Source organism: Prevotella lacticifex, assembly GCF_019973375.1.
GTDB classification, from domain to species: domain Bacteria; phylum Bacteroidota; class Bacteroidia; order Bacteroidales; family Bacteroidaceae; genus Prevotella; species Prevotella lacticifex.
The window spans coordinates 1-12,510 of sequence record NZ_BPTV01000002.1 but is presented as its reverse complement, the minus strand read 5'-3'; the positions used below and the strand labels follow the sequence as shown (position 1 = coordinate 12,510).

13 protein-coding genes and 1 pseudogene are annotated in these 12,510 nt (G+C 45.6%); 8 read left to right on the top strand and 6 right to left on the bottom strand.

All coding sequences use genetic code 11. The features are described 5' to 3' along the window. Window positions 1-278: 278 nt before the first annotated feature. The 3 genes from LDN30_RS10550 to LDN30_RS10540 all read right to left on the bottom strand — a co-directional run bounded on the left by LDN30_RS10550 (window position 279) and on the right by LDN30_RS10540 (window position 4,111). Window positions 279-1,478 carry an IS4 family transposase gene (locus LDN30_RS10550; RefSeq protein WP_223925691.1) on the bottom strand — a complete coding sequence of 400 codons (1,200 nt, stop codon included), beginning with the start codon at window positions 1,476-1,478 and terminating at the stop codon, window positions 279-281. Between the two features lie 141 nt (window positions 1,479-1,619). Then, entirely contained in the window at window positions 1,620-3,020 is a 1,401-nt protein-coding gene (locus LDN30_RS10545) for a transposase (RefSeq protein WP_223929453.1), read from the bottom strand. A gap of 434 nt (window positions 3,021-3,454) precedes the next feature. Further along, entirely contained in the window at window positions 3,455-4,111 is a 657-nt protein-coding gene (locus tag LDN30_RS10540) for a flavin reductase family protein (RefSeq protein WP_223928139.1), read from the bottom strand. Between the two features lie 261 nt (window positions 4,112-4,372). On the opposite strand from LDN30_RS10540, the gene LDN30_RS10535 reads away from it, so the two are divergent. The 6 genes from LDN30_RS10535 to LDN30_RS10510 all read left to right on the top strand — a co-directional run bounded on the left by LDN30_RS10535 (window position 4,373) and on the right by LDN30_RS10510 (window position 6,914). Further along, the gene (locus tag LDN30_RS10535) at window positions 4,373-4,960 is read left to right on the top strand and encodes a LysE family transporter (RefSeq protein WP_223928140.1); all 588 of its coding nucleotides are present in this window, start codon (window positions 4,373-4,375) and stop codon (window positions 4,958-4,960) included. Window positions 4,961-5,044: 84 nt separating this feature from the next. Next, entirely contained in the window at window positions 5,045-5,548 is a 504-nt protein-coding gene (locus tag LDN30_RS10530) for a pyridoxamine 5'-phosphate oxidase family protein (protein ID WP_373316569.1), read from the top strand. A gap of 2 nt (window positions 5,549-5,550) precedes the next feature. Then, entirely contained in the window at window positions 5,551-5,667 is a 117-nt protein-coding gene (locus tag LDN30_RS10525; RefSeq protein ID WP_223928142.1) for an ACT domain-containing protein, read from the top strand. Next, window positions 5,618-5,824: an ACT domain-containing protein gene (locus LDN30_RS10520; RefSeq protein WP_223928143.1), complete on the top strand. Its 207-nt coding sequence runs from the start codon at window positions 5,618-5,620 to the stop codon at window positions 5,822-5,824. The genes LDN30_RS10525 and LDN30_RS10520 overlap by 50 nt, the downstream gene beginning before the upstream one ends. 194 nt (window positions 5,825-6,018) lie before the next feature. Further along, window positions 6,019-6,528: a thioredoxin family protein gene (locus tag LDN30_RS10515; protein WP_223928144.1), complete on the top strand. Its 510-nt coding sequence runs from the start codon at window positions 6,019-6,021 to the stop codon at window positions 6,526-6,528. Between the two features lie 59 nt (window positions 6,529-6,587). Next, entirely contained in the window at window positions 6,588-6,914 is a 327-nt protein-coding gene (locus LDN30_RS10510; RefSeq protein ID WP_223928145.1) for a hypothetical protein, read from the top strand. 559 nt (window positions 6,915-7,473) lie between these two features. Here LDN30_RS10510 and LDN30_RS10505 read toward each other — a convergent pair. Beyond that, window positions 7,474-8,085 carry an HXXEE domain-containing protein gene (locus LDN30_RS10505; protein WP_223928146.1) on the bottom strand — a complete coding sequence of 204 codons (612 nt, stop codon included), beginning with the start codon at window positions 8,083-8,085 and terminating at the stop codon, window positions 7,474-7,476. A gap of 126 nt (window positions 8,086-8,211) precedes the next feature. On the opposite strand from LDN30_RS10505, the gene LDN30_RS10500 reads away from it, so the two are divergent. Continuing rightward, on the top strand, window positions 8,212-9,102 hold the full coding sequence (locus LDN30_RS10500; protein WP_223928147.1) for a helix-turn-helix domain-containing protein: 891 nt from the start codon (window positions 8,212-8,214) through the stop codon (window positions 9,100-9,102). Window positions 9,103-9,217: 115 nt separating this feature from the next. Further along, window positions 9,218-10,423, top strand: a pseudogene (locus LDN30_RS10495) (helix-hairpin-helix domain-containing protein). Between the two features lie 188 nt (window positions 10,424-10,611). Here the strand turns inward: LDN30_RS10495 and msrC are convergent. Both msrC and LDN30_RS10485 read right to left on the bottom strand, forming a co-directional pair. Next, the gene (gene msrC, locus LDN30_RS10490; protein WP_223928148.1) at window positions 10,612-11,067 is read right to left on the bottom strand and encodes a free L-methionine (R)-S-oxide reductase MsrC; all 456 of its coding nucleotides are present in this window, start codon (window positions 11,065-11,067) and stop codon (window positions 10,612-10,614) included. A gap of 196 nt (window positions 11,068-11,263) precedes the next feature. After that, a complete protein-coding gene (locus LDN30_RS10485; RefSeq protein ID WP_223929452.1) occupies window positions 11,264-12,508 on the bottom strand; it encodes an IS1380 family transposase in 1,245 nt (414 codons plus the stop codon). Window positions 12,509-12,510 lie beyond the last annotated feature (2 nt).

Here is a 12,510-nt window from a genome sequence, read left to right as displayed (position 1 = left end):
CATCTATAATAATTTCTGCTTTTAACCCACATTGCAGCAGACCCTCGGCTCACCCCTGCAATTATGTGTAAATTCTCTTAAATTCAGATATCAAAAAAAACGAGTCCTGGAAATCAGGAGGTTAGCAGAAATATAGCTGCAATGTGAGTTAGCGTACATATTCATGCATTAAAGAAACCTCCATTTGAGACACTATACACCAAGCATAGCAACTAGCTCTTCTATCACTAGTGTCCACTTAAATCCTTTAACATTCGGCTTTGCTTACTGATTGTAACTTACCATTCGTCGAAGGGTATTTCTAACTGAATATATTTGTTGGTGTTAATTATCTCACGTTTATTTTCAAGAAGTAATTCTTCTTGACAACTGCTTAACAGCTGTCTCAGTGGCATCTTTATCAGTAGTGAAGTCGACAAGACTCTTAGTACCTCGTATGTTGTCATTTCCTCAGCCATTTCTGTCTCTATGATAGACACAAGGCAATAGGTTGTGATAGCTGCGTATACTTGAATTTTTACTGCATTCTCTGTCGTGCCATAGAATTCCTTTATGCGTAGATGCTGCTTCATCCATTTGAAGAAGAGCTCAACGCTCCATCTGTATTTGTACAGCAGGGCTACGTCTTCCGCTGACACCTCAATGTTGTTCGTGTAAAAAACGAAGGTACGGTTCTTTTCTTTGTCATAGAATACGATTCTCCGCAATGGCTTAGAATATTGCTTCTTGGTCTTTTGACCGGTAAGCTTAATCAAAGTGTCTGACATGACCCCCGTCTTAGGATTGTTGTATCGCTTATCTTCTACTACTTCGTAAACCATCCTTTGTTTTTCTCTCACAACGAAGAATGCCCCAACCTTGTCAATGGCATATAATTGCTTTGTGTCCATGTATGCACGGTCAAAGATATAAAAACTGTCCACCTCATATGGAATCTGATCCATGACTTGCGAGTCGTGTATTTCCGCGCCAGTGATTATGGCAAACGAAGGAATGCTGTTCTTGACATCAAATAGTGTATGTACCTTTACGCCACTTTTTCCGTGATGAAGCTTCGTCCACCAAAACACAGACAAACATAAAGATATAGTGGTAGAATCAAACGCATACACATTGTTGCTAATGAAGAAGTCCTTTAAGCCTGTGCGTTTCTCTCTTGCTATTGATATAAGTTTGAGTGCATACTCCTCAAATATTCTTGGGTCGCGTTGCTCGTTAGCTTTGGACAAGTTGCTCCTCGTTACGTTGGCTCCAAACCCGAGGTGATGAAACATATTACGAAAGGGAGCGAGTGATGTCACCAAGTCTCTTAGACTTTCTCTATTGGAGAGTTGACCGTATATCAAAACAAGGAGATGATTCCAACAAGTGAATGACTTTACCCACTTATTGCCATCATATTTATTTACAAGACAATCAAAAGCTCGTTTGGGCAAGAACTTGCAGACCTGAGTGAAGATGAACTGACCTTTGTGCATATTTTACGATGTACTTACAATTTGTAACTTTTGACTATAGCCATGCAAAGGTACAAAATTGAAAAGTACACGTAAAGTATATGCTTGTAAATGTCTGACCTAAGGGCAGTTTAAGCGAATGTTAAAGGATTTAAGTGGACACTAGTGCTCTTCTATATATTTAAGCATGGTTGCCGTACCCCATTTACCACCATCTTTGGTTCTCACCTTCTTGTATTTTGAAAGGTATCTGAATATAGCCTTGTAAGAATATTTCTTGCTTAGCCCCAGCTTGACAAACTCATTTTTAACCCTTGTCGTTATGACGACGGAGAGAAAATTAATCAGTTCGGTGGCATATACGCTGTAGTCGGAATGCACGTTTACCGTGTCACGGTCAACGATATTCTTGTATAGCCAGAACAGAGTCTCCACAGACCATCGCTGGGAATAGGCTAAATAGACGGTTAATGGGTCAAGGTCAGCTTTTGACTTGAAGACAATCAGACCGAATAAACCTTTCCTCTCGACATAGCTTTCTGCCTTGAAGTTATCTTTCTTGTTGGCATTCTGCACATATCCAATCTCCTGTTCGGAGGCTGCCTTCGGGTCGCGGAAAGAGTAGAGGAACTTGCCGTTTGACATTTTTTGCTTTTTGTATAGAATCGTTCCGTCCTTATAGTCTTTCAATGGCATTGTCGGCTCATCCATCTTGTAATTCTTTATGAACGCCGAATTCTGCTTCAACGGTATCAGGTATGCCAGTCCTTCCATCTTGTCGACTTTCTCAAAAAGCTTGTCGTTGTAGAAACCCTTGTCGAATACCATCAGACCATTCTTAATCTCATACTCCGCTACAAAGTCGTCTATCGCCGTCTGATCCAGCATGTTGCCTGCGTAAGGCTTTGCCGCTATGGGCTCACGCGTCAATGGGTTGAAAGCATACAGCAAGCTGATATCTTTGGAGCCTTTCTTCGCTCCCTTGCGCGAGAACTCCGACAGACTCCCCGTCTTGGCATTGTAGTCCTTGAGCATGCCATCGATAACCATGTCACCGCCGGTAAAGGTGTTCACCCTATTGCGCATGAACTCACAGATAAGGGAGTACGCCTTGCCTATCTTCACAAGAAACCCGGACACTGCCGTCTCAGACAAATGCACTCCCGGATACATCTCTGATGCAAATGAGCAGAGGTACTGTATCTGCAAGTCACGGTTCATGATGCCTCCATATGAAGCACGGAGCAAGGCAATGACATAGAGGCGCTTTGCATCGTCGAGATTCCAAACCTTGGCGAGTTCTTGAAGAAGTCCACTGCCGTACTTGTCACAGAGAGCCACCTCTCCATAATCTTTAATATCCACTTGATTTTTCTTGCGCATATATGAGCCCTCGACAAACTTGCCGTTTACAATTTCTCCTACCGTTCCTTGGTCTACGGGGATAGGCTTCCCGTTAATTCTTTTGCTCGTCCTTTTTATGACGACAAAACGACTGCCTCTCTGTCGGACTATCGTACTTTTGGGGCGGGCGACTGACTTTATCTCTTCTGGAATAGCCATAAATATGTATAGTATCTATATAATTAAAAGAACTATACAAAGGTACAAATAAATGGCCATATCTGCAAGAAATTACCAATAATATTGGCAAAAATAATTATGCAGAGACTAAAACAAGGGGAAGTTTAAACGGGCTTTCTACGAAAGAAAGCCCTTGCTAAGCCAGAAACGGCAAAGCAAGGGCCAAATTGTATAGTGTCTCAAATGGAGGTTTCTTTAATGCATTGATCGCATTTACCAAGTGCAGCTCGGGAAAATCATGCGACTCGTTTGTTTAGCGTATATATTCATATAGGCTGTCAAAAATTTAAGCCGTTTTTCTTTTCTTACATTTGAGGTCCAGCAGTCTCCTTACTTGCCTGTTTTCGAGCAGGGTCATGTCTTTCCAATCCTTTATATCAGCCATTCTCACGCACTCCATTTTCTCCTTAAAGTCAATCTTTCTTCGCTTTTCGCTGTCCGTAACTTTTCCGTACAGAGGCAAGGCCAGAACAATGGGTGTTATCCCGCAGTGTTTGTTTTCTCTTCCTGCTCCTTGTACCATGCCTTGCCGAGCTTGACACAGTCACCGAGCACCTCGCCGGTGGCAAGATACTTATAAGTAGGCATCTCCAAGAGTACAGGACGCAGACGCGAATATCGGGCTTGTCTTTTTCGTCAAGGCGGTCCTCGGCGACGTAAGTGTTCTTCACAGAGCAGATAAAGTTCTCAAAGCCGTCAATGTCGTAGCGGTCCACCACCTCGCACTCCATGGTCAGCGGACTGGCTTCGATAACCGGGGTGCCGTTCTCTCCGAGGTAATAGTCGAAAACATGACTCTTGTCGACCTGGGCTCCCGAGACGGTGCCGGTATAGTCGGCCTGGGCGAGAAAGTCGGGCGTGATGATGTTGAGCGACAGCTTGCCGGTCTCCTTGATGATGTGATTGCCGAAATGGGCATTGTGCATGCTGGCCAGCAGCTTGTTGTGCGACACGATGCCCACATGGGCTACGAGCAGGAAGTTGGCCTTGCCGTTGTCGTCCACGGTTCTGACGACGACCGCCGGTGTTGAGTAGAGTGCCAGTTTGGCACCTATGTTTTTCTTTTCCATTGTTGTCTGTTTAATCGGTATCACCAGCATATAGTATGATGATACTGGCTTTTTTCTCTCTCTACTGCTATGTTCTCGCCAAAACTTCGTACTTTTGTAACATCATTATGAAGTTGGGCAAAGTCATAGAGCCAATTAGATATCGAAAAGGTGAGAACGGCTATTCGATACTGAATACAAGGGTAAAGTGGTACGATGTCCTCGTCACTCTGGTCGGCAACATGCTCGATGCCCTTACTCTATTCTAAGAAACAATATAAAATGCCTGTTACATTACTTCCTTCCCTTCTGATGGCAATCGTCCTTGTGGGCTTCACGCCGGGTCCTGCCAATCTCTTCTCGCTTCATTGCTCAATGAAGAATGGAGCGAGGAAAGCCATGACTATGTGGTTCGGACAGGTAGCTGGCTTTACCATTGCAGCAGTCATTGTGGCAATCATCACTCATCTTGTCGGAGCGATGATGGGTAAATATGTGGTAATACTAAAATATATCGGCTGTGCATACATCCTTTATTTAGCATGGCAGATCTACCGCAGTTCCAGCAAGGCAAAGGAAAGCGACAAGACTTGCACATTTCTTTCTGGAATGATAGTGCAGCTTACCAACGCAAAGATTATCCTCTTCGACTTAATGGCATACACAACATTCGTATTGCCTTATTCAAACAGAGTATCTGACCTGCTTATAGTAACTGCACTCTTTGAGATAGCCGGTCCCGGTGCAAACCTTGTTTATCTCTTTGCCGGAGGAAAACTACATAACTTTTTCAACCGCTATCCACGGCAGATTGACACAGTTATGGCATTACTTTTGGCAGCCTGCGCAGTGTATATTCTATTGAGTTAAGGTAATATTTGCCCAATCCAAATAATTTTTCTTTATCACAACATTAATCCTGTCCATCATCGGACTTCAAGCAGTTTCAGCATGATGACAACACAATTCGAATTCCGTCCTATGCGCCGCAAGCACCAGCAGCTCTCAGAGGAAGAGTGCATTGATATTCTCAACAACGCTACATCAGGCACTCTCGCTCTGTTAGGTGACGGCGGTTACCCTTACTCACTTCCCATTAGTTTTGTCTATGCCGATGGTAAAATCTTCTTCCATTCTGCACTGAAGGGACATAAGATTGACGCCATCCGAAGTTGCGACAAGGCTTCGTTCTCTGTCATTCAGAAGGATGAAGTAAAGCCAAAGGAGTACACGACTTATTTCCGTTCCGTCATCTGTTTCGGGCATATACATATTTTGGACAATGACGAGGACAAGATGAAGACTGTACGTCTGCTCGGCAACCGTTACAATCCAAACGACGAAGAGGCATTAGTGGCTGAAATTCACAAGAGTTTCAAGGCAATGTGCATGATAGAACTTGATATCGAGCACATGACTGGCAAAGAAGCTATTGAACTAATGAGAATGCGCAAGTAAATATGTCAGGAATAACAGATCTACAGACGCTTATAGGCTCAATGGAGCCAGTACTAAAGCCAGGCGAATATGTGTTCTGTTTTCCGTCTCATATCCCTTCACGTACATTCATCGCTTGATGCAGTAGGACTTACAGCTGCATTCTCTACGGCACTCGGCAATGCCGGTATCAGTGCGAATGTGGTTGCGGCATACTACCATGACCACATCTTTGTGCCAACCGATAAAGCAGAGAAAGCCTTGAATGTTCTACAAGGGATGCGCAATCATAATTGAACTTCTCGATAAAACACAAATAACTTTTGAGGAAACTATACTAAAGCATAATTGCAGTACCTTTGCCAACGTAAACAACAAAGGACTGCAATTATGAATAAACAAATTATATTCACATTATTATTTTTTGGGCTGCCTTTCTTTGTCTTTGCCAATTAATTCATTAATTTTGTGGTAAAAAATACAGTAGTATTATGAAGAGGAACATTCTTACAATAGCATTTGTACTCGTAACAATCATTGCGAGCGCACAGACAGGATTGAAGAAAGTCTATGATGAGACCATCAACCCTATGGAGCAGATTGACAAGGCTGTAGCAACGGCAAAGTTAGCCAATCCAGAAAAGTATGTCATTTGTCAGGTTGGTGGCAACTGGTGTCCGTGGTGCCTTCGCTTTGCCGAATTTATCAGTAAGGACAGCGACATAGCAAAAGTTGTCAACGATAACTTCGTCTACATCCACGTCAACTACAATCCACGCAAGTCTGGCGGTGAAGAGCAGGTCAAGGCAGCAAAAGCCTTGATGCAGCGTCTCGACAACCCGCAGCGTTTTGGTTTCCCTGTCTTTGTCGTTCTTGATCCGAACGGTAAAGTCATCCACATTCAGGACTCCAGCTTCTTGGAAGAAGGCCAAGGCTACAACAAAGTCAAAGTCCTTCGATTCTTCAACAACTGGACCCCCAAGGCAGTAGAGCAGAAGTAAAGCAAATAATCATGCTGCAATCACAACTCATAATATCGCCAAAAGGCAAGTTGATGGCAATGAGACCTCATTACCTGCTTATCAACGACCAGCTATTGGGCGTGATCAAGGGAAATGAGGCCCACGTCAAATTACCTCCCGGCAGATATAAAGTGACCATCCGCAGTATGTACAAATTCATAGAATCGTCGGCTGATGTATATATCCCCATCGGTGAAAGCAAATGTCTTACCTTTATCGACAAGGATAAGATTTGGAACTGGCTGTTTAACATTGACCTTGTTGTATGGTTTCTTAAGCGCATACTACATGTTCCCGAGCCGTGGGGAACCATCTCTGAGATGGTCAGCAACGGTTTCTTCGCCGTTTGGCTTCTCCGCATTTAGATCATCCGCAAAATCTATTTTAATATTGAGGAGAAACAACTAAAAGACGCATAAGTAAGGTCTCGGCAGAGGATAGCCCAAGGGCAGAATTACTTTACAATAATTCTCAATCATATGGCATTCTTCACCGAGGCGCGCACGTGTGGCAAGAAAGAAGCACCCGGGAACCTCCAAGATCCGCGGCAGGGAGCAGACTTGTCGACGATGCCCTTCCGACGAGTGGATGCCGCTATTGTCTGCATCTCCCCGCCAAGTCAGCCTTCAGATACCATAAGCTAACTCGTGCAACCGCCCACAGACGAAAGAATTACTGAAAGACTATCCATAAAGAATTGATGGCAGGAGCGGGAAGTGTCATAATTTTTCGTTCTAACAAACAAAATAACCCGACGCCGTAACTATTTTAGTATCAGACATATACAAAGTTGACCCATTTGACGTTGCAAAACAGTCCATTTCGCGAGCTGAAATGGACCGTTTCGCGTCCTCAAACGGACCGTTTCGCAACGCAAAACGATAGGTATCGAAAAGGTGTTTATATTTTTCAAAGCATGCGGGCTCAACCACGCCGCGTCCACTGCCGTCTTATCATTTTCGGCATATCACTGTAACGAATACCCACCATGAGTGTCATGGTCTTCTGGAGAAGCCCAAAGCACACAATCATTAGCAATGGACCAAAGACATAGTCATAGCACCGGGCAATATCGTTCACTGCAAGATAGGTTATCATCATAACGCTTACGACAAACTCCAACCATGCCGTTACCATACCGGGCGTATAGAACTGCTTTGTGTGGAACAGACGAATGCCAAGCGTATGTACAAAGCATTCTATGATGCCAAAGGTTGCCACTGCAATGGTTATCAAAGGTGTCGTGTCGAAAACAAACGGTACGATGCTAAGGGTCAGCAGCAGAATACCGGCGGGAATCCTGCTGGCACGGCTCATCTCATCATCCACTTTTATACCGACAAGGCCGGAAATCAGTTTGATGAACCCACCGGGATAATGCCCTTCCTCCCATTCATGCAGGACGAACAACAGCGCATCGACGACCACAAGTTTCTGAACAGTTGACAAGTTGCCTATAACAGCCGCAGCAACAATAAACGACAGAGCCAATACGGTGTAAATTTCCAGCGCATAATACTTTATAAACCTTTTCATTTTTCTGATATTTTATATTTCGAATGCAAAATTACTATGAATCATTAAGCCATAGACAAACAAAAAGCCCGCTTTTATGTACAATTTCACGGAATAGTATTACCTTTGCAAAAAATCCATCTTATCATGAAAGGAATAGAGACCATAGATGCCGCCGACATCAAAAATCGCATCAGCGGTGACCAAGTGTCACGCAACCAAGATTATAGGAATGTGGTGGGACAACATTTCATCCTTGTGAGACAGTCGGAAATTGTAAAAAAACAAATAATCATCGGGCAGCCTATGAGACTTGCCGAATGGAGGCTGCTGCATATATTAGCCGGAAGGGCATCGTATCGTATCAACCTGGTCGACCATCCTCTGCAAGGCAATGAGATACTCGTCCTTCCTTCAGATACCGTCGTAGAGGTTCAGAGTCTCAGCGAGGACTTTGCCGCTGAGGCTCTGACGGTTATTGATTTTCCAGGTGTTGACAGCAATGGCACCGGCCGCCTCCTGCCCAAGGAAATGCTACACCTGTTATTGGATACAACCAACAGCAAGCGCTTCGGCACTTACTTTGACCTTCTTTACGAACAAATGACGCGCGCCAAGGTGTGCGACACCGCCGTCAGTCTTCTCTTTCTTGCTATGGTGGCCGATGCATCAAGCCTCAATAAGACGATGTATGACGGGAATAACAGCAGGCAGTCAAGAGGAGAAGAAATAATGGCACGTTTCATCCACTTGCTGCGGCAGTATGGAACCACACAGCGAAACATTCCTTTCTATGCGGAGCAACTCCACATTACCCCCAACCACCTCAGCGATGTGGTACGGCAGCAATCCGGACTGTCAGTGATGGACTGGATACATCGCACAACGACGACGGAAGCCAAGCTCCTGCTAAAGCACTCCGACATGATGATTTGCGAACTCAGCGAACGGCTGAACTTCCCGGAGCCCACCGCTTTCAACCGCTATTTCAAGAAACAGACGGGAGTCACGCCATTGGCGTACAGAAACAGTTTGTAGATGTATTGCATGCTCACCGTTGTCAGTAGCCAGACTCCGTTGCCCTTTCTGATGGTACCGGCTTTTTCATATATTTCGATATATTCTCGCCAAAACTTCGTACTTTTGTATCATCATTATGAAGCTGCGCGCGGTCATAGAGCGGATTACATATCAAAATGGCGAGAATGGCTATTCGATACTGAAGGCACGGGTGAAGGGGTATGACGACCTCGTCACTTTGGTCGGCAACATGCTCGACGTGACCGTGGGCACCGTGCTCATCGCTGACGGCCAGTGGAAAGTCAACCGGCAGTACGGCAGCCAGTTTGTCGTCGAGAGCTATGAGGAAGCCATGCCCGCCACGCTCTTCGGACTGGAAAAGTATCTTGGCAGCGGACTCGTCAAGGGTATCGGTCCAAAATTCTCCAAGCTCATTGTAACCAAGTTCGGCATGGACTCCTTCGACATTATCGAGAAGGACAGCCAGCGGCTCGGCGAGGTGGACGGCATCGGTCCCAAACGCATCAAGAAGATTCACGACTCGTGGATGAAGCAGCTCGACATCAAGGACGTGATGGTGTTCCTCCAGGGCAATGGTGTCAGCACCGCCTACGCCGCCAAGATTTACAAGGCCTACGGCAAAGAGAGCATCAACAAGGTAAAGGCCAATCCTTATTGCCTTGCCGATGACATTTGGGGCATCGGCTTCAAGACCGCTGACTCCATCGCCGCAAAAATGGGCTACGGCAAGAACGACGTGCGGCGTTGTCGAAGCGGCATCCTCTACACCCTCAACCAATTGGTCAACGAAGGACACGTCTATGCCCATCGCGACCAACTCGTGGAAGCAGGAGTAAAGCTCTTGGAAACCGACAAAGCCTCCATAAAGTCCGCCCTTGACCAAATGATTGCCGCCGAGGGCTTGAAGACTGAGGACGAGGCCATCTAGCTGCCACCGTTCTATTTCAGTGAGGTGGGTACCGCCAACAAGCTCAAGACCCTCTTAGCAACCCGACAGCAGAAGATGTTCGAGAAAGAGCCCGACATAGCCACCGGCTGGCTTGCTGGACAGGCTGCCCGTGACTTCACCCCCACGGAGCGCAGTTCCTTCAGCAGCATCAATCTTGAGGATAGTCCAGAGTTCAAGACAACCAAGTATTTTTGCAAGACCAACTTCAATATGGCAGAAATCAAGAAGGAAGAAGCTCAATACGTTGACCTCCCCAAGATCTACGCCTTCAAGGATACCCGTCAGAAGGAAGTTATGCTGAACAGAAACTTTGCCCGAGTGAACCGTGAGATTTACGAGATGATAAAAAGCCTGCTCAACTCCGCATAGTTATCTCAAGTAAATTAATGGAGTCTATTAATAACAATATATCAGTCAAGTCCCTTCTTGATTATATACCCATACACTATTCATTGCATGGATAACATATTATAATCAATAATCTTCTATGGCGGGCACAAAAACTCGGAGAGGGACTACCTGAAATTCAGATAGCCCCTCTTTCCGTTTATACAGATTCAGAATAAAGGTTCAATCATTTTCGCTATAGTTTCCAGTCCTTCCTTGTCTTTATCATCGAAGGCATTAAGGTTGGCGCTGTCGACATCTATAACAGCAACGACATCACTGCCTTTGAAGACTGGTACGACAATCTCCGAACGTGACTTTGACGAGCATGCAATGTAACCGGGGAACTTCTCGACATCGGGAACAACGATAGTTTTCCTCAGTTTCCAAGCAGTACCACAAACGCCCTTTCCTTCCTTTATTGTGTAGCAGGCAACTGGTCCTTGAAACGGTCCAAGTTCAAGAATCTCACCTTTGACAATATAAAAGCCCACCCAGAAGTAATAGCTGAATGTCTCTTTCAATGCAGCTGCAACATTGGCTAGAGCGCCAACTTTGTTGTCAACGCCGTCAATAAGCGACTTTATCTGTGAAGTGGTCTGCCGATAAATCTGTTCTTTCTCCATCTTGAAATCTTCTATCTCTGCCTCCTCAATTCCGCAACCCTACTAATAGTCTCAGGTCATTGCGGTCAAAACCGCCCAGAATGCGATTTCTCTTGTTCAAACTGACTTTTTGCCATATCCTAACTGATATGAGCGTATAAAGCCCCCCTTACCCCCATTAGGGATGTTAAATTGTTAACCCTCCAAAACGTTTGGCTCATCCGTAGCTGGCGTTGAAAATGGTCCAGTAGTGCAACCATCTGTTCTTAGTGTAGATATTCAGAGTCCATTGCCTGGCGACACGGACCCATTTAGCCGGAACAACAATGAAGGCAAAGACAAAGCGCTTAAGGCGACTTTTCATGTCTATACCGGGAAAGATTGCGCTGACCTTTGACAACAAGTACTGATAGAAATTCTTCAGCATGGCGGTAAAGAGAAGGAACACCGTGTTGTCCTCCATGGTTGAGAACGGGAGATGAGCCCAACCGAAGTCGTTATTCTGAACGTCGAAATTCTTCTCGCAGGCGCCTCGCTGATTGTACTTGTCAATGACTTGTTCTTCGGTGCTGTTATGGTCGCTGGTCAGTATGGCGCGGTACATATATTCCATGCCGGGCAGGAACCGCTCTCCCTGTTCCGCATCCATCTTGGTGCGCTGCACTACAAGCCGCAAATGCCAGTCGGAAAGGAATTCGGTGAATTCAAATGACGTGACATCCATCTCCTGGCCGTTTACCGACGTGTGACGCCAATCCTTGCACTGTTCATACATCTGCCTGCGGTCCGCACAGCTGCTGGCACGGAGGTAAAACGTCTCTGTCCGAAGAAAGAGCTCCTCAACAAGTTCCTTGATGAACGAGCCGCAATCGGCACGGAACATGCGCACATAAAGTCCGTGAGCCTCGATATTGTCCAGCATGCGTGTCAGCTCTTCCACTTGCTCAAACTTGACATTCGAGTTGCCCTGCCTGTTTTCAATGCCGATTATCAGCGGACCGGATGTCATCACGCCCGGGAAGTAGCCGCGCTGTTTTTTATAGGAATACAGCGCGTCGCTTTTCTCAGCGGGGATGAACTCGTTGTCAAAGTCGACATCAATGCCCTGCCCCTTTTTCAGAAGGCCAAGCAGCAATGCCATGTCAAGCATCAAGGAGTTTAGTTTCATGGCAGGATCATGCGCATATACATTGCCAGCTTTACTCGTATAGGCTATACTCATGGCGCTCAGCTCCTTCAGCCCACGGGCGATGGTGTCAGAACTTGGTATCCTCGCATCTGGGGCAGTGCTCAGATACTTGTTCAATATGGTTGTAATATCCTCTATGTGGTCACCGCCGCAGAGATATATGCAGAATAGCGCAAGCATAATATCGCTGTACTGGTAGCCATAGTTCGCACAGCGGAGATTAAGCCGCCCGTCTACCAGTTTGTCCAGTCCTGCGCGTTTAAATTCGTTCATAG